At 65.5% G+C, this 25,123-nt stretch carries 25 protein-coding genes and 2 pseudogenes; 9 read left to right on the top strand and 18 right to left on the bottom strand.

Annotated elements, in window-relative coordinates:
- Positions 1 to 21 precede the first annotated feature (21 nt).
- Complete coding sequence (locus tag QQS38_RS10235) at positions 22 to 687, top strand: histidine phosphatase family protein (RefSeq protein WP_479645253.1); 666 nt, start codon at positions 22 to 24, stop codon at positions 685 to 687.
- Here the strand turns inward: QQS38_RS10235 and QQS38_RS10230 are convergent.
- The 9 genes from QQS38_RS10230 to QQS38_RS10190 form a co-directional block, all read right to left on the bottom strand.
- Positions 684 to 1,583 (bottom strand): oxygenase MpaB family protein, encoded by a 900-nt coding sequence (locus QQS38_RS10230; RefSeq protein ID WP_479645252.1) that lies wholly within the window; start codon positions 1,581 to 1,583, stop codon positions 684 to 686. The genes QQS38_RS10235 and QQS38_RS10230 overlap by 4 nt on opposite strands.
- Positions 1,584 to 1,671: 88 nt before the next feature.
- Positions 1,672 to 2,739: a Holliday junction branch migration DNA helicase RuvB gene (ruvB, locus tag QQS38_RS10225; protein WP_479645251.1), complete on the bottom strand. Its 1,068-nt coding sequence runs from the start codon at positions 2,737 to 2,739 to the stop codon at positions 1,672 to 1,674.
- Positions 2,740 to 2,888: 149 nt separating this feature from the next.
- A complete protein-coding gene (gene ruvA / locus QQS38_RS10220; protein ID WP_479645250.1) occupies positions 2,889 to 3,470 on the bottom strand; it encodes a Holliday junction branch migration protein RuvA in 582 nt (193 codons plus the stop codon).
- Between the two features lie 194 nt (positions 3,471 to 3,664).
- Positions 3,665 to 4,207, bottom strand: coding sequence for a crossover junction endodeoxyribonuclease RuvC (gene ruvC, locus QQS38_RS10215; RefSeq protein WP_479645249.1), 543 nt, complete (start codon positions 4,205 to 4,207; stop codon positions 3,665 to 3,667).
- A 219-nt stretch (positions 4,208 to 4,426) separates the two neighbouring features.
- A complete protein-coding gene (gene purH / locus QQS38_RS10210; RefSeq protein WP_479645248.1) occupies positions 4,427 to 5,992 on the bottom strand; it encodes a bifunctional phosphoribosylaminoimidazolecarboxamide formyltransferase/IMP cyclohydrolase in 1,566 nt (521 codons plus the stop codon).
- A 39-nt stretch (positions 5,993 to 6,031) separates the two neighbouring features.
- Complete coding sequence (locus QQS38_RS10205; RefSeq protein ID WP_102609481.1) at positions 6,032 to 6,265, bottom strand: Fis family transcriptional regulator; 234 nt, start codon at positions 6,263 to 6,265, stop codon at positions 6,032 to 6,034.
- Complete coding sequence (gene dusB / locus QQS38_RS10200; protein WP_479645379.1) at positions 6,262 to 7,326, bottom strand: tRNA dihydrouridine synthase DusB; 1,065 nt, start codon at positions 7,324 to 7,326, stop codon at positions 6,262 to 6,264. The genes QQS38_RS10205 and dusB overlap by 4 nt, the downstream gene beginning before the upstream one ends.
- Before the next feature lie 157 nt (positions 7,327 to 7,483).
- On the bottom strand, positions 7,484 to 8,680 hold the full coding sequence (locus tag QQS38_RS10195) for a UbiH/UbiF/VisC/COQ6 family ubiquinone biosynthesis hydroxylase (protein WP_479645247.1): 1,197 nt from the start codon (positions 8,678 to 8,680) through the stop codon (positions 7,484 to 7,486).
- 3 nt (positions 8,681 to 8,683) lie between these two features.
- Positions 8,684 to 10,087, bottom strand: a complete 1,404-nt coding sequence (locus tag QQS38_RS10190) for an aminopeptidase P N-terminal domain-containing protein (RefSeq protein WP_479645246.1) — start codon at positions 10,085 to 10,087, stop codon at positions 8,684 to 8,686.
- 263 nt (positions 10,088 to 10,350) lie between these two features.
- On the opposite strand from QQS38_RS10190, the gene QQS38_RS10185 reads away from it, so the two are divergent.
- Both QQS38_RS10185 and QQS38_RS10180 read left to right on the top strand, forming a co-directional pair.
- Complete coding sequence (locus QQS38_RS10185; protein ID WP_479645245.1) at positions 10,351 to 10,968, top strand: glutathione S-transferase C-terminal domain-containing protein; 618 nt, start codon at positions 10,351 to 10,353, stop codon at positions 10,966 to 10,968.
- A gap of 102 nt (positions 10,969 to 11,070) precedes the next feature.
- On the top strand, positions 11,071 to 11,442 hold the full coding sequence (locus QQS38_RS10180) for a 5-carboxymethyl-2-hydroxymuconate Delta-isomerase (RefSeq protein ID WP_479645244.1): 372 nt from the start codon (positions 11,071 to 11,073) through the stop codon (positions 11,440 to 11,442).
- 10 nt (positions 11,443 to 11,452) lie between these two features.
- On the opposite strand, the gene mnmA is transcribed toward QQS38_RS10180, so the two are convergent.
- A complete protein-coding gene (mnmA, locus tag QQS38_RS10175) occupies positions 11,453 to 12,613 on the bottom strand; it encodes a tRNA 2-thiouridine(34) synthase MnmA (RefSeq protein ID WP_479645378.1) in 1,161 nt (386 codons plus the stop codon).
- A pseudogene (locus tag QQS38_RS10170) lies at positions 12,606 to 13,125 on the bottom strand (NUDIX hydrolase). Before QQS38_RS10170 ends, mnmA begins: the two are co-directional and overlap by 8 nt.
- Before the next feature lie 412 nt (positions 13,126 to 13,537).
- Here QQS38_RS10170 and QQS38_RS10165 point away from each other — a divergent pair.
- Genes QQS38_RS10165 through QQS38_RS10155 form a run of 3 tightly spaced genes read left to right on the top strand, consistent with a single transcriptional unit; the run spans position 13,538 to position 16,479 of the window.
- Positions 13,538 to 14,692, top strand: a complete 1,155-nt coding sequence (locus tag QQS38_RS10165) for a Re/Si-specific NAD(P)(+) transhydrogenase subunit alpha (RefSeq protein WP_479645243.1) — start codon at positions 13,538 to 13,540, stop codon at positions 14,690 to 14,692.
- Between the two features lie 11 nt (positions 14,693 to 14,703).
- Entirely contained in the window at positions 14,704 to 15,024 is a 321-nt protein-coding gene (locus QQS38_RS10160; protein WP_479645242.1) for a proton-translocating transhydrogenase family protein, read from the top strand.
- Positions 15,025 to 16,479 (top strand): NAD(P)(+) transhydrogenase (Re/Si-specific) subunit beta, encoded by a 1,455-nt coding sequence (locus QQS38_RS10155; RefSeq protein ID WP_479645241.1) that lies wholly within the window; start codon positions 15,025 to 15,027, stop codon positions 16,477 to 16,479.
- Positions 16,480 to 16,577: 98 nt separating this feature from the next.
- Here QQS38_RS10155 and QQS38_RS10150 read toward each other — a convergent pair.
- The 7 genes and pseudogenes from QQS38_RS10150 to QQS38_RS10120 all read right to left on the bottom strand — a co-directional run.
- Positions 16,578 to 17,303 (bottom strand): annotated as a pseudogene (locus tag QQS38_RS10150) (helix-turn-helix transcriptional regulator); the annotation flags it as partial.
- A gap of 13 nt (positions 17,304 to 17,316) precedes the next feature.
- Positions 17,317 to 17,718, bottom strand: coding sequence for a VOC family protein (locus tag QQS38_RS10145; protein ID WP_479645240.1), 402 nt, complete (start codon positions 17,716 to 17,718; stop codon positions 17,317 to 17,319).
- 139 nt (positions 17,719 to 17,857) lie between these two features.
- A complete protein-coding gene (locus QQS38_RS10140) occupies positions 17,858 to 19,183 on the bottom strand; it encodes a THUMP domain-containing class I SAM-dependent RNA methyltransferase (protein WP_479645239.1) in 1,326 nt (441 codons plus the stop codon).
- A gap of 65 nt (positions 19,184 to 19,248) precedes the next feature.
- On the bottom strand, positions 19,249 to 19,950 hold the full coding sequence (locus QQS38_RS10135) for a PqiC family protein (RefSeq protein ID WP_479645238.1): 702 nt from the start codon (positions 19,948 to 19,950) through the stop codon (positions 19,249 to 19,251).
- Positions 19,947 to 21,605, bottom strand: a complete 1,659-nt coding sequence (locus QQS38_RS10130) for a PqiB family protein (protein WP_479645237.1) — start codon at positions 21,603 to 21,605, stop codon at positions 19,947 to 19,949. Before QQS38_RS10130 ends, QQS38_RS10135 begins: the two co-directional genes overlap by 4 nt.
- A complete protein-coding gene (locus QQS38_RS10125; RefSeq protein ID WP_479645236.1) occupies positions 21,598 to 22,263 on the bottom strand; it encodes a paraquat-inducible protein A in 666 nt (221 codons plus the stop codon). Before QQS38_RS10125 ends, QQS38_RS10130 begins: the two co-directional genes overlap by 8 nt.
- On the bottom strand, positions 22,260 to 22,940 hold the full coding sequence (locus QQS38_RS10120) for a paraquat-inducible protein A (RefSeq protein ID WP_479645235.1): 681 nt from the start codon (positions 22,938 to 22,940) through the stop codon (positions 22,260 to 22,262). Before QQS38_RS10120 ends, QQS38_RS10125 begins: the two co-directional genes overlap by 4 nt.
- Positions 22,941 to 23,217: 277 nt before the next feature.
- On the opposite strand from QQS38_RS10120, the gene QQS38_RS10115 reads away from it, so the two are divergent.
- From QQS38_RS10115 to QQS38_RS10105, 3 genes are all read left to right on the top strand, one after another.
- Positions 23,218 to 23,784, top strand: a complete 567-nt coding sequence (locus tag QQS38_RS10115) for a cytochrome b (RefSeq protein ID WP_479645234.1) — start codon at positions 23,218 to 23,220, stop codon at positions 23,782 to 23,784.
- A gap of 99 nt (positions 23,785 to 23,883) precedes the next feature.
- The gene (locus tag QQS38_RS10110) at positions 23,884 to 24,450 is read left to right on the top strand and encodes a YceI family protein (RefSeq protein ID WP_479645233.1); all 567 of its coding nucleotides are present in this window, start codon (positions 23,884 to 23,886) and stop codon (positions 24,448 to 24,450) included.
- 94 nt (positions 24,451 to 24,544) lie between these two features.
- A complete protein-coding gene (locus QQS38_RS10105) occupies positions 24,545 to 25,123 on the top strand; it encodes a YceI family protein (RefSeq protein WP_479645377.1) in 579 nt (192 codons plus the stop codon).

The following is a 25,123-nucleotide window of genomic DNA, read 5'->3' as shown; positions in this document are numbered from 1 at the left end:
ATTTTCCCGCTGGCGCTGCCGATGCCTACCCAAGTGCTTTTCATTCGACATGGCGAGACGGACTGGAATCGTATCAAGCGCATTCAAGGCCATATCGATATCCCGTTGGCCGAAAGCGGTATCGAGCAGGCGCAGCGCCTGGCCGAACGGCTGGCGCGCGACGCCCGCGATGTCGCGCGCCTCGATGCGATTTATTCGAGCGATTTACGGCGTGCTAAGCAAACGGCGCAGGGCGTGGCAACTGCGCTCGGCTTAAGTCTGAGGCTGGTCGAAGGGTTGCGCGAGCGCGCATACGGCGTGTTCCAAGGGCACGACAGCCGCGAGATCGCGCAACGCTATCCCGACGACTATGCGCGCTGGCAAACGCGCGACCCGGGGTTTGCGCCGCAGGGCGGCGAATCGGTGCGCTCGTTCTACCACCGAGTGCTGCATGCCGTGGACGAGATCGTGCGCGCGCATCCTGACAGCCGTATCGCCTGTGTGACGCATGGCGGGGTGCTCGATTGCGTGTACCGACATGCCTGCGGCCTGCCGCTCGACGCTGCGCGCAATTATCCGCTGCTCAATACGAGCATCAACACCGTCGAGTATGCCGAAGACGGCACGGCGCGTGTGCTGGGTTGGGCCGACATCGCGCACTTGTCCGCCGCGAGCGATGACGACGGACTGGCGAGGCGGGAGGGCTAGGGCGATGACGCCGCTGCCCGCCGCCGCGCGCGCTTGGAAACGGCATTCACGTGCGCCCATCGAATGACGGGCGCCACCATCCGCACGCCGGGACGCGCCAGCGCTGCCCGCATCCGTGCCAACGAGTTGAAACCGAGCATCGCCTGAGCCCAATCGGGCAGCAGATCGACGCCGGCGTTCAGCATCAGCTTCACCGCCGGCCGCATGAGCGGACGGTCGGGCGGCGCGGCGCGCCGCAAAATGCGCACGACTTCGAGCGTGCGCGAGTTGGCCTCGAGCTGCGGCCGCATCGATTCCAGGTAGGCGGCCACCTGCTCACGCGTTTCGGGCACGTCGGTCGCACCGAGCATATTGGCGATGGAGGCCACTTCCGCGTAGTAGCGGTCTTGCTGCTCGGCGGAAAGCGATGGGTCCACGTAACGCAGATACGCCGCCAGAAAGCTCGACACTTCCGCGACATGAACCCAGGTCAAGAGCGCCGGGTCGCTCGCGCGGTAGGGGCGGCCGTCGGGCGCGATGCCTGTCACCGAGAGATGGATGCGCTTGACGCGTTCGATCAGTGCGAGGGCGTCCTTGCGCGCGCCGTAAGTCGTGCCCGCGATGAAGGTGGCCGTGCGCCGCAGACGCCCACGCATGTCGGTGCGAAACGACGAATGGTCCCATACCCCGGCCAGTGCGAGCGGATGCAGCGCCTGAAGCATCAAGGCGCTCACGCCGCCGATCATCATCGATGTGAAATCGGCATGCACGCGCCAGCAGACGGAATCGGGGCCGAACAGGCCGGGATCGCCCGGCGGGTTCGCATAATCGAGCGTGGGGCCGCTGCCGCTAGTCACACTGAGGACGCTTTGCGAGACACGCTCGCGCATGCGCATGATCCAGGGGGCCTGCGCCATGTGGTGCCGGTCTCGGTGGCGGTTTGCCTGCTCGTACATGGCGATACGGCCTCGCGGGTTTGAGCGGGACGACGTGAGAGACGCGCGCCTATCCGTTCGCTTCGTCGTCCCACAGCGTACGCACGGTGCTCGATGCATCGGGCGCGGCGAGGCCGAAGTGGCGATAGGCGGCCAGCGTCGCGACGCGCCCGCGCGGCGTGCGCTGCAAATAGCCTTGCTGGATTAGATAAGGCTCGAGCACGTCTTCGATCGTGTCGCGCTCTTCGCCGATAGCGGCAGCGAGATTGTCGACGCCGACAGGGCCGCCGTCGAACTTGTGCAAGATCGCTTCGAGCAACTTGCGGTCCATCAGATCGAAACCGACCGGGTCGACGTCGAGCATGGCCAACGCCGCATCGGCTACGCCCGCCGTGATCGTACCGTCGGCCTTGACCTCGGCATAGTCGCGCACGCGGCGCAGCAGACGGTTGGCGATCCGCGGCGTGCCCCGGGACCGCTTGGCGATTTCGAACGCGCCTTCGGAATGAAGTTGCGCACCGAGCAGCGCTGCGGAGCGTCGTACGATGCGCGAGAGTTGCTCGGCGTCATAAAACTCCAGCCGCGCGACGATGCCGAAGCGATCGCGCAGAGGGTTCGTCAACATGCCAGCGCGCGTCGTCGCGCCGACGAGCGTAAACGGCTGCAGATCGAGCTTGACGCTGCGCGCGGCCGGCCCTTCGCCGATCATGATGTCGATCTGGTAATCCTCCAGCGCCGGGTACAGGATTTCCTCGACCACGGGCGAGAGCCGGTGAATTTCGTCGATGAACAGAACGTCGTTCGCTTCCAAATTCGTGAGCAGCGCCGCCAAATCGCCCGCGCGTTCGAGCACCGGCCCCGACGTTTGGCGCAGGTTGACACCCATTTCGCGCGCGATGATGTGCGCAAGCGTGGTCTTGCCTAGGCCGGGCGGCCCGAACAGCAAGACGTGGTCGAGCGCTTCGGAGCGTCGTTTTGCCGCTTCGATGAAGATTTCGAGCTGCCCGCGCACCTTTTCCTGGCCGACGTATTCGTCGAGTTGACGCGGACGCAGCGCCCGCTCGAAGGCCTCTTCGTGCGTTGACGCGGGTGTCGCGGAAATGATGCGCTCGGCGGCGAGCTTGTCGGTTTCGATCATATGGGCGATTGTACCGCGCGCGCCGGCTGCTTAGCCGAGCGCGTGGGAAAGCGCTTGCGAGCGCTTTCCTGGCCGCATGGCGCAGCTATTTGCGCTCGGCCCAGGCGCCCAAGGCGAGCGGCCCGGCGTGCGCGCGGGGCCGCCCGGCGCTACGCCTTCGACAGCGCCTTGAGGGCGAGCTTGATGCCCTCGGAGACGCCGGTGCCCGCCGGTACGTTTTTGATCGCCGCGAGCGCTTCCTTCTCCGAATAGCCGAGTGAGAGTAGGGCGTTCAGGATGTCCGACGCGTGATCCGACTGCGATGCGGCCGCTGCTGCCGCGCCTATATCGGCGCCGAGCTTGCCCTTCAGTTCGAGTAGCAGCCGTTCGGCCGTTTTTTTACCGATGCCCGGAACGCGCGTGAGACGCGCAGCATCCTGCAACGTGACCGCATGAGCGAGCTCTTGCACGCTCATGCCCGAGAGCACCGCCAACGCCATGCGTGCGCCGATGCCGCTGATCTTGAGCAACTCGCGGAACGTGGCGCGTTCTTGCGCCGTGCCGAAGCCGTACAGCAGGTGCGCGTCTTCGCGCACGATGAGCTGCGTCAGCAGGACGACTCTCTCGCCCGTGGACGGCAAGTTGTAAAAGGTGCTCATCGGCACGTCGACTTCATAGCCGACGCCGTTGCAATCGACGAGCAGGTGGGGCGGGTTCTTTTCGAGCAGGATGCCGGCGATACGACCGATCATGGCGGGGAGCGCTTAGCGTGACGTGACTGTGATTGAAGGCGATCGCTTCGAGCGTGACGATGCATTGCTGGTTCGTAGGATAACGAAAGGGGCACGGTCAGGCCGGTGGCGAGCACGAACTGTAGCACCAGACGTTTCACCTGAGCTCGGCGGTCCCGAAATATTCGACCTCGCGCCAGGGCCGCGAACGAGCCCTAGCCCACCAGCCGCCCGCGACGCACGCGCAAGCCTTTCTTGGCGAGGGCGGGCGCAATGCCCCCCAGCGTTTCGAGCGTGCTGCCCCCGTGCGCGTGGCAAATGGCCATGCCCAGTGCGTCGGCGGCGTCGGTTCCCGGCATGCCCGATAGGCTCAGCAAGCGCACCACCATTTGCTGCATCTGCTCCTTCGTTGCGCGGCCGTAGCCCACGACAGCCTGTTTCAGTTGCAGCGCGGTGTATTCGGCCACCGGCACCCCGCCCGCGACGAGGCCGCAAATCGCGGCGCCGCGCGCTTGACCGAGCAGCAGCGTCGATTGCGGGTTGACGTTGACGAACACCTTTTCGATGGCCGACTGATCGGGGGTGTGCTGGCGGATCAGCGCCGAGATGCCGTCGAAGATCGTGCCGAGGCGGGACGGCAGATCGCCGTCGGTCGTGCGAATGACGCCGCTCGTCACATAGGTGAGCCGTTGCCCCGTTTGCTCGATGACGCCAAAACCCGTCACACGCAAACCAGGATCGATGCCGAGGATTCTCATGAATAAAAATCGGACGAAGTGCCTGAGATACTACAGGGAACCGCGCGGCGCGCCTATTGCGGCGCCGGATACCGATGGCGTTACGCCACGGTAGCGGGGGAAGCATCGGACCGACAGATGAAGGCGACGACGTATTGCGGGCATAAAAAAACCCGGCGGTTCGACTGCCGGGTTTCGTCACGCTGCGATGCGCTGTTTGGCAACGCCGTCTACGGCTCGTCAATGACGGAAATGTCTGACGCCCGTCACCACCATCGCGATATTGTGTTCGTCGGCCGCGGCGATCACTTCGTCGTCGCGCACCGAGCCGCCCGGCTGGATGACGCAGCTCGCGCCGGCGGCGACGACAACGTCGAGGCCGTCGCGGAACGGGAAAAACGCATCGGATGCCACGGCGGAGCCCTGCAACGAAAGCCCCGCGTTTTCCGCCTTGATGCTCGCAATGCGCGCCGAATCGACACGGCTCATCTGACCCGCGCCTACCCCGAGCGTCATGCCCTTGCCGCAGAACACGATCGCATTGGACTTCACGAACTTGGCGACGCGCCAAGCGAACATCAGATCGTCCATCTCCTGCGGAGTCGGATGACGCTTGGTCACCACGCGCAAATCGCGCGGCAGGACGTTCTTCGCATCGGGCGACTGCACGAGCAGGCCGCCGCCGACGCGCTTGAAATCGAACGCATTTTGACCGTCGCCCAATGCGATCTCGAGCACGCGCACGTTTTGCTTGGCGGCGAGCACTTGCTTGGCACCGTCGCTCAGCGACGGTGCGATCAGCACTTCGACGAACTGTTTCGAGACGGCCTGAGCTGCCGCTTCGTCCACTTCGCGGTTGAACGCGATGATGCCCCCGAACGCGGAGGTGGGATCGGTCTGGAATGCTTTTGCGTAGGCCTCGGCCGGGCCCGCGGCAACCGCCACGCCGCACGGGTTCGCGTGCTTGATGATGACGCAAGCGGGCGCATCGAACGTCTTCACGCACTCCCACGCCGCATCGGCATCGGCGATGTTGTTGTACGACAGCTCTTTACCCTGCAATTGGCGATAACCGGCTAACGCGCCGGCGGGCACCTTCAGCTCGCGATAGAACGCCGCGCTCTGATGCGGATTCTCGCCATAACGCAAGTCCTGAACCTTGTCGAACGCGAGGTTCAGCGTGTTCGGATACGCCACGCGCGACGAATGTTGCAGCGTGTCGGTCAGGCTCGTCAGGTAGTTCGTGATCGCGCCGTCGTATTGCGCCGTATGCGCGAACACTTTCGTCGCCAGACGGAAATTCGTGGCGTAACCGACGGTGTTGCCGTTCGCGCGCATCTCCTCGAGCACCGTCTCGTAGTCGGCCGGATCGACGACGACCGTGACGTCGCGGTGGTTCTTGGCCGCCGAGCGCAGCATCGTCGGGCCGCCGATATCGATGTTCTCGATTGCGTCTTCGAGCGTGCATTCGTCTTTCGACACGGTGGCGACGAACGGGTACAGGTTCACGACGAGCAGATCGATCGTCGGAATCGAATGGGCTTCGAGCGCGGCCATGTGCTCGGGCAGATCGCGCCGCGCGAGGATGCCGCCGTGAACTTTCGGGTGGAGCGTTTTCACGCGGCCGTCGAGCATCTCGGGAAAGCCGGTGTAATCGGCCACTTCCGTGACCTGGAGGCCGGCGTCGGCGAGCAGCTTCGCCGTGCCGCCCGTGGACAGAATCTTGACGCCGAGCGCCGACAACGAACGAGCGAATTGCACGATGCCGGACTTATCGGAAACGGAAATGAGCGCTTGCTTGATCATGATGAGAACGAAGGCCGAAAGGGAACGAGGCGGCGCACGTCACAGCAGCCCATGCTGCTGCAGCTTCTTGCGCAACGTGTTGCGGTTGATGCCGAGGTAATCGGCGGCCAGCGACTGATTGCCGCCGGCCCGCTCGAGCACCACCTCGAGCATCGGTTTCTCGACGCATGACATCACCATGTCATAGACGTCGTGCGGATTGGCGCCGTCGAGGTCCTGGAAGTACATGCCCAGGCTGTCGCGGACGCATTGTTCGATATTGTGCTTGCTCATGCTGCTAAGGGTTCGTTTCGGTTCGGCTCGGCGCGTTCGGCGGCTTCATCGACATAGACGAGGCGGTCCGACAAGGCCTCTTGCTCGTCGAAAAATCCGTTGACGGCATCGAGCTGGTCGCGTGTGGTATCGAGCGTGTTCATCCGGTGCCGGAACGAATTGGCGCCGGAAAGGCCGCGAGTGTACCAGCCGATGTGCTTGCGCGCCGTGCGCACGCCCGTGAACTCGCCGTAAAACGCGTAGTGATCTTCGAGGTGCTCGTTCATCACTTGTCGGATTTCGGCGATGCGCGGCGGCGGCAGCAACTCGCCCGTCGCCAAGAAATGCTCGATTTCCCGAAAGAGCCACGGCCGTCCTTGGGCCGCCCGGCCGATCATGATCGCGTCGGCGCCCGTCGCGGCCAGCACGGCGCGCGCCTTGGGCGGCGAATCGATGTCGCCGTTCGCGACGACTGGAATGCGCACGGCCGCTTTCACGGCCGCGATCGTGTCGTACTCCGCCTCGCCGTGGTAGAGATCGGCGCGGGTGCGGCCGTGGACGGTCAGCATCGACACGCCGGCGGCCTCGGCCAGTTGCGCGATGCGCACCGCATTGCGGTTCTCGCGGTTCCAACCCGTGCGAATCTTCAGCGTCACGGGCACGGCGTCGGGGCCGACGCCCACTGCATTCACCACGGCCTCGACGATGCGCACGACGAGCGGCTCGTTTTGCAACAACGCCGATCCGGCGGCGACGTTGCACACCTTCTTGGCTGGGCAGCCCATGTTGATGTCGATGATCTGCGCGCCGTTTTGAACGTTGTAGCGGGCCGCCTCGGCCATCATCGAGGGATCGGCCCCGGCGATTTGCACGGCGATCGGTTCGACCTCGCCCGCATGGTTCGCGCGGCGCATGGTCTTCTCGCTTTTCCAGAGCTGGGCGTTGGAGGCGACCATCTCCGATACCGCATAGCCCGCGCCGAGCCGCTTGCACAGTTGACGGAACGGCCGATCCGTCACGCCCGCCATCGGGGCGACGAAAAGGTTGTTGCGCAGAGTGTGCGAGCCGAGGAGCGTAGGCATCATGGAAAGGAGCGGCTGCCCGCGCGGCGGTGGCGCGGGCGCGGGAAGGCGACCAGGGAAACGTGCATTTTACCGTTAACCGCGGACCGGGAGCGCGCCGGGCCGGTACGAACGACATAGCCGGGTGGCGGCCGGCCGCAATATCGGACCGGGCGGGCTAACGCCGCTGGCCGAACATCATCTGCCGCGCGAGCGCCGTTTTGGCGGCAGGCAGGCACTCGAGGGCGGTCAGGGCAACGCCGCGCAAGGCCGCGAGCGGGCCGAAGTCGACGGTGAACAGCCGCGCGAGCGCATCCGTTGCCCCGATCGTCAGGCGGCGGTCGAGCGCACGTCTGCGCGCGAATTCCGCCAGCGCTTCGGGCGTCGCGCCCGCGTGGGCCAGCGCATCGGCAAGGGCGTGCGCGTCGCGCAGACCCAAATTGAGCCCCTGTCCGGCAACGGGATGCAGCGTTTGCGCCGCATTGCCGATGAAGGCCATGCGCCCCTCGACCAACGTTTGCGCCGCGACGAGTCCGAGCGGAAACGCCGCCCGCCCCTTGATCGATTCGAAGCGGCCCATGCGCTCGCCGAAGGCTGCGCCCAGTTCGGTCAGTAGCTGCGCATCGGATAGTGCGCCGCGGCGCGCCGCCTGCGCCGGCTGCATACACCAGACGAGCGCGTAGTCTGCCTGCCGCACGCCCCCCATCGGCAGCAGGGCGATGGGGCCTTCGTCCGTGAAGCGCTCCCACGCCACGTGCGGTTGCGCAGCCGAGACGCTGACGATACCGACAATGGCGGTTTGGCCGTAGTCGCGCGCAGCACGCTTGGCGTTCGAGGTCTCGCCGTAAAGCCCCCCTTCGGCGTTGATCAGCACTCGCGTGCGCAGCGTTCGCTGCACGTGCGCGCTTTGGATCGGCAGCGTCGCGAATTCGTCGCCGGCGTCAACCTGCGGCGGCAACGCGCGGCATGGCGTGAACCAATGCGTTCGAGTGCGGCGCACGGCGAGCGCCAAGGCGTGAACGATCGAACCGTAGCGTGCCACGTAGCCGAGCGCCGGCAAGCCGTGCTCGGCGCGCTCGATCAACGTTCGGCCGAAGCGGCCGCGCTGGGATACATGGATGCGCTCGATCGCGTTGGCGTCGGCCGGCCAGGCGCCGAACGGCTCGAGCAGCATGCGGCTGCCCTCGGAAATGGCGATCGCGCGTGGATCGCCCGCGGCCGCCTCGGGCTCGCGCGCGTCGACGAGCGCAACCGAAAGCGACGCACTCGCGCCGCGCCGCGCGAGCCAGGCTGCCAGCGCGAGGCCGACCGGCCCCGCGCCGACGATCGTCACGTCGAATTCATGCGGACTGGGCAAGGGGCGAACGTCGCTCATGGTTCACGCCGCGCCGGGTTCCTGGACGGCCTCGCGCATGAGCGCTTCGATCGCGTCGGCTTCGACCGGGACGTCGCGGGTAAGCAGCACGCAGCCGCCTTCGGTGACGATCGCGTCGTCCTCGATGCGGATGCCGATGTTCCAATAGGCTTCGGGCACGTCGGCCGCGGCGCGCACGTACAGTCCCGGCTCGATCGTCAGCGCCATCGACGCACGCAACGTGCGCCAGGGCAGGGCGCCTTCGGCGTCGGGCAGGGCCGTGCGCTCGCGGTAGTCGCCGCAGTCATGCACGTCCATGCCGATCCAATGGCCCGTGCGATGCATGTAAAAGCGCGAATAGGCGCGTTCGGCGACCACATCGTCGACCGTCGAGAACTTGCTGCGATCGACGATGCCGGTATCGAGCAGCCCTTGCGCGAGCACGCGCACGGCCGCGTCGTGCGGCGCTTCGAAGCTGACGCCGGGGCGTGTGGCGTCGATGGCGGCCTGCTGCGCGGCGAGCACGATGTCGTACAGCTCGCGCTGCGGCCCCGAGAAGCGGCCGTTCGCCGGAAACGTGCGCGTGATGTCCGAAGCGTAGCCGTCGAGCTCGCAGGCGGCGTCGATCAGCACGAGGTCGCCGTCGCGCAACACGGCATTGCCCGCGGGGTAGTGCAGCACGCACGCGTTGGCGCCTGCCGCGACGATCGACCCGTACGCCGGCGCCTGGGCGCCATGGCGGCGGAACGTGTAAAGCAGCTCGGCTTCGAGCTCGTATTCGCGCATGCCCGGACGGCATGCCTGCATGGCCCGCCGATGCCCTCGAGCGGAAATGCGCGCGGCCTCGTGCATGATCGCCAGTTCGTGCTCTTCCTTGATGAGGCGCATGTCGTCGAGCAGCGGCATCAAGTCGATGAGCTTCAGTGGCGGGACGACACCGCTGCGGCTCTGCCCGCGAACGGCGTCGAGCCAGCGCCGCACTTGGCCGTCTAGCTCCCCGGAGCGGCCGAAGCCGTAGAAGAGCGCCGGTGCGTTGCCGATGATGCGCGGCAACTGTGTGTCGAGCGCCTCGATCGGAAACGCGGCGTCGAAGCCGAATGCTTCGCGCGCCGCCTCGGGGCCGTAGTGGAACCCCTCCCACGTTTCGCGCTCGGCGTCTTTCGTTCGGCAAAACAGGATCGAGGCCGGCTCCCCTGCCTGCGCGGTCGCATCGAGGACCACGAACGACTGCGGCTCGGTAAAGCCGCTCAGGTAGTAGAAATAGCTGTCGTGGCGGTACGGATAGTCGGTATCGCGGTTGCGCAGCGCTTCGGGCGCCGTCGGCACGAGCGCGACGCCGCCGCCCGCGGCGCGCATGGCGGCGAGCAGGCGTTCGCGCCGTGCTTGGTAGACGGAGACGGCAATGGGGAATTCGGTCGGCGTGTTCATGGCGCGATTGTACTGCTCAATTGGGGCGGGTTAGCCAGGCACGCGCGGCGCCTAGGTGGCGGCCGAATAGACATGTTGGCGCGGGCACACGCCGTTTTGGGCGTCGGCGACGTTATACTCTTTCTCGCACTTCAGAGGGCCTGCCCGACTGGCGTTGCGCGAGGCCCCCGTCGCCTGCGCAGCGCAAGCGCGCCGCGCGCACGACGCGGCGGACGCGAAAGCCGTTTCGAGGGCGGTCCGGTGTTTTCATGAGAGAAAGGCAGATGATGAAATTAATCGGTTCGCTGGCGAGCCCCTTCGTCCGTAAGGCGCGGATCGTGCTCGCCGAAAAGAAGATCGACTATCAATTCGTGCTCGAGGATGTCTGGTCGCCCGAGTCGACCATTCATACGTTCAATCCCATCGGCAAGGTGCCGTGTCTCGTGATGGAAGATGGGGAAGCCGTATTCGATTCGCGCGTGATTTGCGAGTATGTCGATATGCTTTCGCCCGTCGGAAAGCTGATTCCGCAGTCGGGCCGAGAGCGGGTCGAAGTGCGCTGCTGGGAAGCGCTCGCCGACGGCATGCTGGACGCGGCCGTGCTGATCCGGCTCGAGGGCACCCAGCGCGAGGCAAGCCAACGCAACGAAGGCTGGGTGGCGCGCCAGCAGCGCAAAATCGACGAGGGGCTCGTGGCCATGTCGCAAGGGCTCGCCGGTCAGCCGTGGTGCGCGAACAACCACTACACATTGGCCGATGTCGCCGTCGGCTGCGCACTCGGTTATCTCGATTTCCGCATGCCCGATTTGGATTGGCGGGGGCAGTATCCGAATTTGGACAAGCACTTCGCCAAGCTTTCGCAGCGGCAATCGTTCGTCGACACACAACCCAATCCCAATTGACGCGCATCGCCCGGCGCTAGCCGGTGCGATTGCCCGCGTCGCGCTTTCGCTAGCTGGATGCGCGGCCTTGGCCGACACCTATCGACCCTCACGCCTAAACCCATGCCTCACTTGATACTCGAGTACTCAGCAACCCTCGGCGCCTTCGATGCCGAGGCCACTTTGCTTGCGCTCAACGAATCGCTGGCTACCTCCGGCCATTTCCCCGTCGAGATCGACATCAAGAGCCGGTGCGTTCGGCGCGACGCCTTTCTTGTGGGCACGTCGAGCGAGCCCCGCGCATTCGTTCATACGACGCTCTCGATACTGAGCGGGCGGACGCTCGAGACTCGGCGCGCGTTGTCGGAGCGAGTGCTGTCCGTCTTGAAGGCGCGCTGCGGCGCGCCGTCGGGCGTTCACCTTCAGCTTTCCGCGCAAGTCGTCGAAATCGAACGCGAATCGTACGCGAAGGCATCCATCGAGCCGGCGGCTTGATCGTCGCGGCTCACCCCGCAGCCGGCATCGCCACTCGCGCGTTGGTGCTTGAAGGAGCGGTCGCGCCGGCGCCCGTTTGCGCCGATTCGATGATTCCTCCGCCGAGGCACACGTCGCCGTCGTAGAGCACGGCGGACTGGCCGGGCGTGACGGCCCATTGCGGTTCGTCGAATGCCAGAGTGAAGCGTTCGCCGTCGCCGCTCGCATCCAACCCGGCGAACGCGCACGCGGCGTCGGCTTGCCGATATCGCGTTTTCGCGCCGAAGCGCATGCCCGGCTCGGGCGCGGCGCCCGACACCCAGCTCGTATTGCCGGCAACGAGCGTGCGCGAGAGCAGCCAATCGTGGTCGTGGCCCTGCACGACGTACAGCGTGTTGCTGGCCATGTCTTTGCTCGCGACGAACCACGGTTCCCCGCTGCCAGCCTTGCTGCCGCCGATCCCGATCCCCTTGCGCTGCCCGAGCGTATAGAACGCGAGCCCGACGTGCTCGCCCACGATCGTGCCGTCCGGCGTCTTCATCGGGCCCGGCTGGGTGGGCAGGTAGCGATTGAGGAAATCTCGAAACGGCCGCTCGCCGATGAAGCAAATGCCCGTCGAATCCTTTTTCTTCGCATTGGGCAGGCCGATCGATGCGGCGATCGCCCGCACTTCGGTCTTCGGAATCTCGCCTAGCGGGAACAGCGTCTTGGACAACTGGGCCTGGTTCAGCCGATGCAGGAAATACGACTGATCTTTCGTGAGGTCCTTCGCCTTGAGCAGCTCGAAGCGGCCGCCCACCTCGCGCACGCGCGCATAGTGGCCCGTTGCGATGGTCTCGGCGCCGAGCGCCATCGCGTGATCGAGGAACGCCTTGAACTTGATTTCGGCATTGCACAGCACGTCGGGATTCGGCGTGCGGCCGGCCGAGTATTCGCGCAGGAATTCGGAGAACACGCGCTCCTTGTACTCGGCCGCGAAATTGACGGCTTCGACATCGATGCCGATCAAATCGGCCACCGAGACGACGTCGATCCAGTCCTGCCGCGTAGAGCAGTACTCGCTGTCGTCGTCGTCTTCCCAGTTCTTCATGAACAGGCCGACGACGTCGTACCCGGCTTGCTTGAGCAGCCACGCGGTCACCGACGAATCGACGCCCCCCGACATGCCCACCACGACTCTTTGCTTACCCATTGAACGCATGACCGACTGCTTGGCTGTTACTTGCCGTTGGAAGGCCCGACCGAGTGCGTATGCACGAAGTCGAGCGGAAAACGCCGGCCCGCGAGGTAATCGTCGAGCGAGCGCATGACGAGCGGCGTGCGATGCCGCTCGCGACAGGCGCGCAGCTCGTCGGCCGTGAGCCACAAGGTGCGCACGATGCCTTCGTCGAGCGCACCCGCGGCAGCCGCCGGCTCCGGCTGGCCGCAAAACGTGAAGCGCAGGTAGGTGGCGGCTCGGCCGTCCGAGCGCTCGACATGCATCATGTAAGCGCCGACGAGCGCTTGCGGCACGAACCGATGCGCGGTTTCCTCGATCGTTTCGCGCACGACGGCCTGCGTCAGCGTCTCGCCCGGCTCGAGGTGCCCGGCTGGCTGATTGATGCGCAAACCTTCGGACGTTCGTTCCTCGACGACCAGAAAACGGCCTTCTCGTTCGACGACTGCCGCCACGGTCACGTGGGGCGCCCAGCGTTCCTGTTTCATGGGCGCCATTTTACCGGTTGACGGACGGCGCTGCCGGGCAGGCTCGCGCCCGGCCCCGGTCCGGTGCCCGTCGATCACCGAATGACGCGAATCACGCGCGCCACTGCTTGCGAGAGCGGCGGCGGCTTGGGCGGCTCGGCACCGCTTCAGGCCGCGTTCGGCTGTCTCCTGCTTTATGGCACCGATTTTTTTCGAGTCGGGGCGACTTCGGTTAAAGTGACGCTCAGCGTGCCGTGGCCGTGCCAGGCGCGCATGGCGCCATCGCCAAGGGGGCCTGCCCGCGAGCAGAGCGCCCGCTTGGCGCGGCCCAGCGTGTTCTTGCAGCCGTGTAATCGTATTCAAACGATGGAGTCGGCGCAGCATCGTCGGCCCATCTTCGCTTCAATCACGAGCAGGTGAGGAGGATTCAACGATGCACATCGGAGTGCCAGCCGAGACGCATGCGCACGAAGCGCGCGTCGCCGCGACGCCCGAGACGGTCAAGAAGTACGTCCAGGCAGGGCATCGCGTCACGATCGAGCGCGGCGCGGGAGCGGCCGCCAGCTTCACCGACGACGCTTACGCAGCCGCCGGTGCCGAACTTGTCGAAGCCGACGCGGCGTTGGGCGCCGATCTCGTCCTCAAAGTGCAGTCGCCCAGCGAAACCGAGCTTGCATTCGTCAAGCGCGGCGCCGTCTTGGTGGGCATGCTCGATCCGTTCAACGCCTCGAATGCCGAGCGCATCGCGCAAGCGGGCCTCACGGCGTTCGCGCTCGAAGCCGCGCCGCGTACGACGCGCGCACAAAGCCTCGACGTCTTGTCCTCCCAGGCGAATATCGCGGGCTACAAGGCCGTGCTGATCGCGGCGGATCTCTATCCGCGTTTCATGCCGATGCTGATGACGGCCGCGGGCACCGTCAAGGCCGCGCGCGTGCTGATTCTCGGCGCCGGCGTCGCGGGCTTGCAGGCGATCGCCACGGCGCGACGCCTGGGCGCCGTGATCGAGGCGTCCGACGTGCGCCCCGCCGTCAAGGAGCAAATCGAATCGCTCGGCGCGAAGTTCATCGACGTGCCGTTCGAGACGCAGGAGGAGCGCGAAGCGGCCGAAGGCGTCGGCGGCTACGCTCGGCCCATGCCGCCCTCGTGGCTCGCACGCCAGTCCGCGGCCGTTCACGAGCGCGCCAAGGCGGCCGACATCGTCATCACGACGGCATTGATCCCCGGGCGTGACGCTCCCACGCTGTTGCCGCCCGAAACGGTGCAGGCCATGCGTCCCGGCTCGGTCGTCGTCGATTTGGCCGCAGGCCGCGGCGCCGAGCTGGCGGGCGTGCCGGGCGTGCGCGGCGGCAATTGCCCGCTCACCGAGCCCGATAAGGTCGTGACCAAGCACGGGGTCACCATCGTGGGCCATACGAACCTGCCGGCGATGGTCGCGGCCGACGCTTCTTCGCTCTATGCGCGCAATCTGTTCGACTTTCTGAAGTTGATCGTCACGAAGGAGGGTGCGCTGAACATCGACATGAACGACGACATCGTTGCGGCCACGTTGCTGGCCCGCGACGGCGCCGTGACCCGCAAGCCGGCATAAGGAGCGAGGCGATGGAACTCATCAACCATACCGTCATCAACCTGATCATCTTCGTGCTGGCCGTCTATGTCGGCTATCACGTGGTCTGGAACGTGACGCCCGCGCTGCATACGCCGCTCATGGCCGTGACCAATGCGATTTCTGCCATCGTGATCGTCGGCGCCATGCTCGCAACCGGTCTCACCATCGGCGGCCCGGGTAAGTTCTTCGGCACGTTCGCCGTGCTGCTTGCGGCCGTCAACGTGTTCGGCGGCTTTCTCGTGACGCGGCGCATGCTCGAGATGTTCAAGAAAAAAGAGCCGAAGAAAGAGACGAAGAAGGGGGGTGCGTAAATGAGCATGAACCTCGTTACGCTGCTGTATCTGCTCGCGTCGGTCTGTTTCATTCAAGCGCTCAAGGGGCTGTCCAACCCGAAGAGCGCGCGCGCCGGCAATCTATTCGGCATGGCCGGCATGGCGATCGCGATCCTGACCACGATCGCGCTCATCGTCAAACAAGCGGCGCTGCTCGGCTCGAACCTCGCGCTCGGGCTCGGCTTGCTGTTCGCGGCGCTCGTCGTGGGCGGGGCGGTAGGCGCCTATGTGGCCGCGCGCGTCGAAATGACGAAGATGCCTGAACTCGTTGCCGCCATGCATTCGCTCATCGGTTTGGCCGCCGTGGCGATTGCCTATGCCGTCGTCAGCGAGCCGGCTGCGTTCGGGCTCGTGCCGCCCGATGCGCCCGATGCGAGCTTCCTGCCGTACGGCAACCGCATCGAGTTGTTCATCGGCACGTTCGTTGGCGCCATCACGTTCAGCGGTTCGGTCATCGCGTTCGGCAAGCTGTCGGGCAAATACAAGTTCCGCTTGTTTCAGGGCGCGCCGGTGGTCTATCCGGGCCAGCATCTGATCAATCTGATGCTCGCGCTCGGCATGCTCGGCTTCGGCATCATCTTCTTCCTGACGCAATCGTGGCTGCCGTTCATCATCATGACGCTCATCGCGTTCGCGCTCGGGGTGCTCATCATCATCCCGATCGGCGGCGCGGACATGCCCGTCGTCGTGTCGATGCTCAACTCCTATTCGGGGTGGGCCGCGGCCGGTATCGGCTTTTCGCTGAACAACGCGATGCTGATCATTGCGGGCTCGCTCGTCGGCTCCTCGGGTGCGATCCTGTCGTACATCATGTGCCATGCGATGAATCGCTCGTTCTTCAACGTGTTGCTCGGCGGGTTCGGTGCAGAGCCGGGTGCGACGGCTGCCGGCGGGACGGGGGAACAGCGGCCCGTGAAGTCGGGTTCGGCCGAAGACGCCTCGTTCATGCTCGGCAACGCGGAGTCGGTCGTCATCGTGCCCGGCTATGGGTTGGCCGTGGCGCGCGCGCAGCATGCGCTCAAGGAGTTGACCGACAAGCTCATCGAGAAGGGCGTGGACGTGCGTTACGCCATTCACCCGGTCGCGGGCCGGATGCCGGGACACATGAACGTGCTGCTTGCCGAGGCCGAAGTGCCGTACGACCTCGTCTACGAGATGGAGGACATCAACAACGAGTTCGGCCAGACCGATGTCGTGCTGGTGCTCGGCGCCAACGACGTCGTCAATCCCGCGGCCAAGAACGATCCGAAATCGCCGATCGCCGGCATGCCGATCATCGAGGCGTACAAGGCACGCACGGTGATCGTCAACAAGCGGTCGATGGCGGCGGGCTATGCCGGGCTCGACAACGAGCTGTTCTATATGGACAAGACGATGATGGTCTTCGGCGATGCGAAGAAAGTCATCGAAGATATGGTGAAGGCTGTCGAATGAGGCCCCTGCGCCGGCTGCCGTTCGGGCGTTGACCGGCGCCGCGACGAGGGTCCCGTTCCGTCAGCCGGTTCGGACCCGCAGGTTGGCGTGAGCGCGCGCTAGGTTTTCACCGACGCGCGCGCGTGTGACGCCTTTTGCTCCGATGGCGCTTCGACCCGCCGTAGGTAATCGGCGAGCCGCCGTCCTTCGATGTCGGGAAACGACTCGTTTTGCTCGACGCTCGTCATTTGCGCGATGTCGAAATTGCGGAAATCGCCGCGTAGCTCGCACCAAGCGCCGACGGTCCAGCGTCCGCCCCAATAGACGAGGCTGAGCGGCCAGATCCGCCGCTGCGTGCAAGCGCCCTGCCGATCGCGGTAGGCGAAGCTGACGATATGGCGCGTATCGACGGCGCGGTGCAGCGTGTCGACCTTCTCGGAAAACTCGCGGTCGATGTGAAACGACGGCGCGAAGACGGCAAGTCGCTCGAGGGTCGCGCGTTTGTCGGCCGGCATGGCCGAAGCCACCTTCGCCAGGGCGCTGCGCGCGCCGCTCGCCAGCGCGGCGCCGCCCCAGGTCTCGATCATGCGCGCGCCCGCCGCCAGCGCCGCCAGCTCCTCGGCCGTAAAGGTCAAGGGCGGCAGGCTGGCCGAGCGGCTGAGCCGGTAGCCGATACCGGCTTCGCCCTCGATCGGCACGCCCGACAATTGCAGGTCGCGCACGTCCCGATACACGGTGCGCTGCGATACCCGCAGCCATTCGGCCAATTGCTGCGCGGTCGTCAAACGCCGGCCGCGCAGCAATTCGGCGATTTGGAACAAGCGATCGGCGCGTCGGCTCATGGCGCAAGTGTAATGCTCAACGCAGATGACGCGAATGCAGGCCGACCCGGTTGCCCTCCGTATCGATGAAGAAGGCGATGTACCCGATGTCGTTCGGCAATTCGACGATCGAGCCGTCGATCTTGCCGCCGGCCGGCTCGATTCGATCGAGTGTGGCCTGTAGCGTGGGTTCGGCGTTCAGGTAGACGGCAACGCCGTCACCCGTCACCGACGGTCGCATATCGCGCGGGTTGCAGACGATGGCGCCGCCCGTCGCTTCGTGTTCGTGCGCGAACACGGCCATCGGCATGCCGCCGAACACTTCTCGCCGCAGCGGAGCGTCGAGTGCGGCCTCGTAGAAACGCACGGCGCGCGCGAAATCGAGTGCGGGAATTTCGAACCAGGCAAGCACGCGCGTGGCAGTGGCAACAGCTGTCATGACAGTCTCCGTCGAAGGTGGGAAAGCAAGCTGGGCAAGGCGCCGGTTGGCGTAAGAGAGAGTCTGCGCCGGCGCTGCTGACAACGTTCTGTCAGCAGCTTGTCCCTATTTCGCGGAGCGTGTCAGCCTGCGGGCGGTGTCACTGGCCGGCCGCGTCCTGCGGGTCTTGCTGCGCCGGACGCGCCTTGACGCTGCCCGCCACGAGATCGAAACGGAACAACCGGCATTCGAGCGCGCCGTTGAACAGCGGCGTCTTCGTCGATTCGCGCAACCGCATTTGTCCCGGCAGGGAGCGATCGACAGTCAAGACGAAGGCGCGCCAGCCGGTGAAGCGCTGCTTGAGCGCATCGCCGAAGGCGCGGAAGAATTCGCTGTCGGCAGCATCGGGCTGAGCGCGGCTGAACGATTCGACGCCCGGTTCGCGGCCGCCGTGACGCGGCTCGCGCACTTCGCCGCGCGGACCGCGTCCGCGCACCGCAATGCGCTCGCCGTAAGGCGGGTTCGCGACGATGATGCCCGGCTCGTCGGTTGGCGGCACGATCGCGCGCGCGTCGAGCTGCTTGAGCCAAAGGCCGGGCACCCCGGCGCGCGCCAGGTTCGCTCGCGCTTTCTCGAGCATGTCGCCCGAGATGTCGCTGCCGAAGATCGGCAGTTGCGCGCGGTTCGCGCCGGCGGCGCGCTTGGCGTCCAGGGCGGCCACCTTCATCGCCTGCCAGGCCGACACGTCGTACTGCTTGAGCTTTTCGAAACCGAAGCGGCGCTCCACGCCGGGGGGCACGCCGAGCGAGATTTGCGCGGCTTCGGCGATGAACGTGCCGCTGCCGCACATCGGATCGTAGAGCGGCGTGCCGGGCGTCCAACCGGTTACGCGCAAGATTCCTGCTGCCAAGTTTTCGCGCAGGGGCGCGGCGCCTTTGTCCAGGCGCCAGCCACGCTTGAACAGCGGTTCGCCCGACGTATCGAGGTAGAGCGTGCAGGCCGTCGCCGTCAGGAATGCGAAGACGCGCACGTCCGGCTGCGCCGTGTCGATGCTCGGCCGCGCGCCGCTGACGCCGCGCAGACGATCGCAGATGGCGTCTTTCACGCGCAGCGTCGCGAATTCGAGGCTGCGCAGCGGCGATTTGATGGCGGTGACGTCCACGCGCAACGTTTCGTTCGCCGAAAACCAGCGTTCCCACTGCTGCTCGGCTGCCAGCGCGTAAATGTCTTGCTCGTTGCGATAGGGCCGCTCGGCAATTTTGAGCAGCACGCGGCTCGCGATGCGCGAGTGCAGATTCGCCGCCATGCCCTCCGTCCAACCGCCGCGGAAGTGGACCCCGCCGGGCACTTGCGCGCCCGGTGCGAAGCGCGGCGCGCCGGCTGCGCTCGGCAAGCGCTGCGCAATCTCCGCAAGTTCGGCGGCGAGCGCGGCTTCGAGCCCGCGTGGGCAGGGGGCAAAAAAATCGAACGCAGTGGGGGAGGACATGGGGGAAACCGAGCGTGCAAAGGCGTCATTGTACGCGGCGGCGCTCGGCGCCGGCCGCCTTGCTGCTAGGTCCCACCGCCCTTCGCCGCGGAGGGCGCTCCTATTGCGCAGGTGTTCGCGCCGGACACGGGCTGGCGCCCGCCCGAGGCCAAGGCCCGCACGGTCGATGCAATCGTATCCGCGAGCCGGCCGATCGCGCGCCGGTGCCCCGCAACGAGCGCGTCGTAGCCGGGCCCGACGGTTTCCGTTTGGACGGTGTTGCACGTCACCAAGGCTTGCGTGCTCAGTGAGCGCACACTCCAGACGGTGTCGAGCACGGCCCGCGAGCCGGGCCACGATTCGAACCGGCGCACGTTCACCGCGATCCGATAGACGGGCACGTTCTCCGGGTGCGGCGAGCCGAAAACGTCCAAGGTCCTGAGCCGCGCCGCCAGATCGCCCGAGAGCGCCCGTCGCAGTTCGTCGGCCGGGGGCGAGGCCCAGCGTTCTTGCTCGAGGACGGTCACACGCGTCGCGTCGTCTTGCACGACGAGCTGATTGCGCGCGACCTGTGCAGGCATCTGCACTGTCGGCACTTCGATCAGAAGCGCGGGCTGGGTCGCTTCGTCGGCGGCGGGCCGCGCGGCATCCGTGTCCGTGCCGAGCGTATAGAACCGGCTTTCGGGCGGCGAGGCGCACCCCGAGAGGAGCGTCGCGCCGATCAGCGCGGCGCAGACGGCGGCCGATCCGGCCGGGCGCGCGAGGAGAGCGAATCGGTCGAGCTTCATGGCTGTTTCGGATCCTTGTTTTTGCCGCGCAGCAGCGATTCCGGATGGCGTTCCAAGTAGTCTGCAAGCGCATTGAGCGTTTGCAGCGTCTGCGTGAGTTGCGTCAGCGCCTGATGCATGTCCGACTGCAGCGGGGAGTCCTGTTGCAGCGTGGACTGCGCCGCGCCGAACGTGCGCTGTGCTGCCGCCAGCGTCTCGCGCGCCTGCGGCGCCAACTGCGTGTCGAGCTGCTTGAACAGGCTGTTCGCGCTTCGCAGCGTGCCGTTCAGGTTCTTGCTCAGTTGGTCGAACGGAATTTGGTCGAGCTTTCTCGCGATGTCGGCCACTTGCACTTGTAGTTCTTCGAGCGCATTGGGCACCGTCGGCAGCTCGAACGGCACGCGGTTGACGTCGAGCGAAACGGGCGCGGCCTTCGGGAACAGATCGAGCGCCACGTACAGTTGGCTGGTCAGCAAGTTACCGGTGCGCAATTGGCCGCGCAAGCCGTGCGCGACGAGCGTGCGCAGCAACTCTTTGCCCGCCGCTTCGCCGCCGCGCTCGACCGATTCGCGGAACTTCTGGCCGAGGCGGTCAGGGTACAGATTCATCGTGACCGGCATCGTGAAGTCGCGCGCCTTCGGATCGTACTGAACGCCGATGCCCGTGACCTCGCCCAGCTCGATGCCGCGGAAATCGACCGTTGCGCCGACCGACAGGCCGCGCAGCGACTGATTGAAGTTCATGACCACGGTGAGCGGGGGGCCGTCGGGCGCGCGCATCGCATCGCCCTCGTTCGCCGCCAGCGTGAAGACCGTATCGTCGGGCGCTTCGTTGCCGACGCGCTCACCGGGCGGAGATTGAAACGCGAGCCCGCCGATCACGACCGTTGCGAGCGATTGCGTGTTCAGCTTGAGCCCGTTCGAGTCGAGCCGCAGATCGACGCCGCTTGCGTGCCACCAACGCGAATTGAGGCCGACGTACTGATCGTAGGGTGCATCGACGAACACATCGATCGACACGCCCGTGCCGTCTCGATCGAGCGCAAAGCCGACCACTTGTCCCACCTGCACGCGCCGGTAATAGACGGGCGAGCCGATGTCGATCGATCCTAGCGAGGCGCCGTGCAACGAGAAACGGCGCCCTTTCAAATCGCCCGTGACGGCCGGCGGCTTCTCCAGACCGACGAAGTCCGATTGCGATTCGTGCGAGCGGCCCGCATCGACGCCGATATAGGCGCCCGACAGCAAGGTGCCGAGCCCCGTGATGCCGGTCGTGCCGATGCGCGGGCGCACGATCCAGAACCGCGTGTCTTCCACCGCGAAGTCTTCGGCTTCCTTGGTGAGCTGCACCGAAACCAGGACGCGCGAATGATCGCGCGAGAGCCGAATCGTCTTCACCGAGCCGATGTCGACGTCCTTGTACTTGACCTTCGTCTTGCCCGGTTCGAGCCCCTCGGCGGTGGTGAAGCTGATGGTGATCGTGGGGCCGCGATCGAAGACGGATTTGGCGACGAGCGCGATACCGATGAGCGCAGCGACGAGCGGCACGAGCCAGACCAGCGACGGCAGCCAACCGCCGCGCGGCGCGACGACCGGTTCCGGCAGGTCGGGCGGCAACTCGGGGCCTTGCGGCGGGCCGCCGTTGGAGGAAGGGCTTTGACCTTGCGGGCTATTCATGTGGGGGGTCTCGTCGAAAAGCGTCCGTGCCGCGCGTCTGCGCGCAATCCCAGATCAAGCGCGGATCGAATTGGAGCGCCGCCATCATCGTGAGCACGACGACACAGGCGAAGGCGAGCGCGCCCCAGCCCGCGGTGATGACCGCTAGCGACTTGAAGCGCACGAGCGCGACGGTCAGCGTCACGACGAAGACGTCGAGCATCGACCATCGTCCGATGCGCTCCACGATGCGATAGAGCTTGGTGCGCTCGAGCGGGCGCCAGTCGGAGCCGCGCTGCGTCGTCCATGCGAGCAGCGCGAGCACGCTCAGTTTGAGCATCGGCACGAGGATGCTCGCGACGAACACGATCACGGCGAGCGGCCAATCGCCCGATACCCAGAAGTAGACGACGCCGCTCATGATGGTGTCGTCTTCGTTGCCGAACAGCGAAGCCGTGTGCAGCACCGGCAGCAGGTTCGCGGGGATGTAGAGAATCGCGGCGGCGATGAGCAGCGCCCAAGTTCGCCTGATGCTGTCGGGGTTGCGCGCATGAAGCGTCGCGCCGCATCGAGCGCAGCGCTGCGGGGGGCGCCCGCGCGCCGCCGCCTCGCGCGCCTGCACTTGTCCGCAGGCGTGGCAGCCGATCATGCCGGAACGGACGGCGCTCAGATATCTCATGGGGCGCGCGTGCCTCGACGAGGGGCGCCCGCCGTCGCGTCGTGCCGCCGCTGGGCGTTGCGAGACCTGCGTTGCTCGATGCCGTCGGCGATGTCCCACAGGGCGCGCGGATCGAACAGCACGACGACGGCCAGCATCAGCGTCAACGCGCCGAACGCGAACAGCGCGGCTTCCGGGACCACGCGCGCAAGGCTCGTCATTTTCACGATGGTCACTAGGATGCCGAGCATCAAGACTTCGATCATCCCCCAGGGCCTCACGAATTGGATTGCCCGCAGCACGAGATTGAAGCCGGGCGGCACGACGCCGGCACGGATCGGCATCAACACGTAGAGCAGCGCGGTCAATTCGATCAGCGGAAACAAGATCGTCGAACAAAACACGGCTACCGCGACGAGCTCCATCCCTTCGCTCCATAGGGCGACGAGCGCACCGGTGAGCGTCGTCTGGGAGGTCACCCCGTTCAGTTCCAACTCGACGATCGGAAAGCCTTGGGCGATGAGAAACGTGAATAAGGCTGCGAGCGTGAGCGCGCTGATCCGCTCGAGTTGAACCGCGCTCGGGCGATAGAGCAATGCGTCGCAGCGCGGGCACCGTGCGCTTCCCTTCACGCAATGAAGCGATTTTCGCAACAGTGCGTCGCAGTCGTGACATGCAATAAGGTCGTTTCGGTTCATAAGGGTTGCGTGTCGCCTTCATAGACCGGAGCCTTCGGTGCGCGGCTCGGAAAACGCGCCGACGCCCCGCAAACCCGCGCCCATCTTACCAAATGGGGTGCAATGCGCACGCGCGCGGGGCGATCCGCGCTGGGCAGGCCATTACATCGCAGTGTGGACGGGGCAACTTTCGCGCCACGCTCGGCCGTCACTCGAACGCTTTGCATGCCGGGCGCGGCTCCACAAGAATTAGCGGCTTCGGGTAGCATGGCAACCGTACCCTATTCGCAGCACGGCAATGACACACCGCGATTTGTTTACCGTCGATTACGACGAGCGTTATACATCCACGGCGATCGGCCTGCATTGGCTCATCGCCGCGCTGATGATCTGCGGCTTCGCGCTCGGCTGGATCATGACGAGCATCCATGGCTTCACGCCGGCCAAGCTGCGCTACGTCTCCTGGCACAAGTGGATCGGGGTGACGGTGTTCGCGCTCGCGACACTGCGCATTCTATGGCGCGCCACGCACCGCGCGCCGCCTTTGCCGCTCGGCATGCCCGCGTGGCAGCGAGCGGCCGCGAACCTCGTTCATGTGTTGCTGTACGTGCTGATGATCGTCATCCCGATCACCGGGTACTTGTTCAGCTCGGCGTCGAACGTGCCCGTCGTGTATCTGGGCATCGTACCGTTGCCGCGGCTGATCGCGCCCGATCCGACGCTCAAGGTGGTGTTCAAGACGGCGCACCTCGCGCTGAACTATACGTTGGCGGCGCTCGTGCTGGCCCACGTCGGCGCCGCGCTCAAGCATCAGTGGGTGGATCGAGACCGCTTGCTGTCTCGGATGCTGCCGTTTTTGAAATAAAGCAGAGATAGAGCGGGTTCGCTATCGAGATCGATCAATCCGATTGCGCCGCCCACAAGCAACCTGAAAGCAAAACGACGTCAACCAGCAAGGATCGTTATGAAAGCTTCGTTTTACCGCTACATGATCGCCGCATTCGCGGCCGCGTCGATGGCGGCCACGGGCCTCGCCTTTGCGCAGGTCGATGCGGCCAAGAGCACGATCAGCGCCACCTCCAAACAAATGAACGTGCCGGTCGAAGGCAAGTTCAAGAAGTTCGACGCCAAGGTGAGCTTCGATCCGGCCAAGCCGGCGGCGGCAAACGCGCAGTTGAGCGTCGACGTCGGCAGCTACGACCTGGGTGACGACAGCTACAACGAACAGGTGCGCGGCAAAGAGTGGTTCGATGCGAAGACGTATCCGAAGGCGACGTTCGTGTCGTCGTCGATCGCCTCCGCGGGGCCGAACAAATACAACGTGACCGGTACGCTCACGATCAAGGGCAAATCGCAGGCCGTCACCTTCCCGATGACGGTCGCTCAGCAGGCCGGCGCGCAGACATTCGACGGTGCCGTGCCGATCAGCCGCTTGAAGTTCGATGTCGGCACCGGCGAGTGGAAGGACACGTCCACGGTTGCCGACGAAGTCACCATCAAGTTTCATATCGTCGTACCCAAGAAGTCGTGAAGCCGCTGCCAAGATCGCACTGCATCGGACTTGCATCGTGATCGTTTGCTCGCCGCCCGGCCGGGCGGCTACCCATTAGGAGAATTCATTGAAGATCCATACGCTCGTTAGCGCAGCGCTGGCCGCTGCTTCGATCGGCTCGCTTACCCCGGCCTTCGCGGCCGACACGTATCAACTCGACCCGAGTCATACGTACCCGAGCTTCGCCGCGGACCACTTCGGCGGCCTGTCCGTCTGGCGCGGCAAATTTACGAAGACCACGGGCACGGTCACGCTCGATCGCAAGAGCAAGACCGGCACGGTGGACGTGACGATCGACGCCGCTTCGATCGACACCGGCAATGCGACGCTCAACGAGCATTTGCAAGAGGCCAATTTCTTCGACGTGAAGGAATATCCGACGGCAACTTACAAAGGCACGCAAATCAAGTTCGATGGCGACAAGCCCGTCGAGGTGATCGGCACCTTGACGTTGCACGGCGTGAGCAAGCCCGTCAATCTGAAGATCGGATCGTTCAAGTGCATGCAGCATCCGATGCTCAAGCGTGAAGTGTGCGGCGTCGAGGCGGCGGCCGATTTCCCGCGCGATGAGTTCGGCCTCGATTTCGGTAAGACGTACGGTTTCAACATGGACACCAAGCTCGAGATTCAAGCGGAAGGCATCAAGCAGTAA

The sequence above is a fragment of the Trinickia sp. Z7 genome (genome assembly GCF_056498045.1).
Note: the sequence above shows the minus strand (reverse complement) of the source record. Positions and strands in the feature narration are given on the sequence as shown.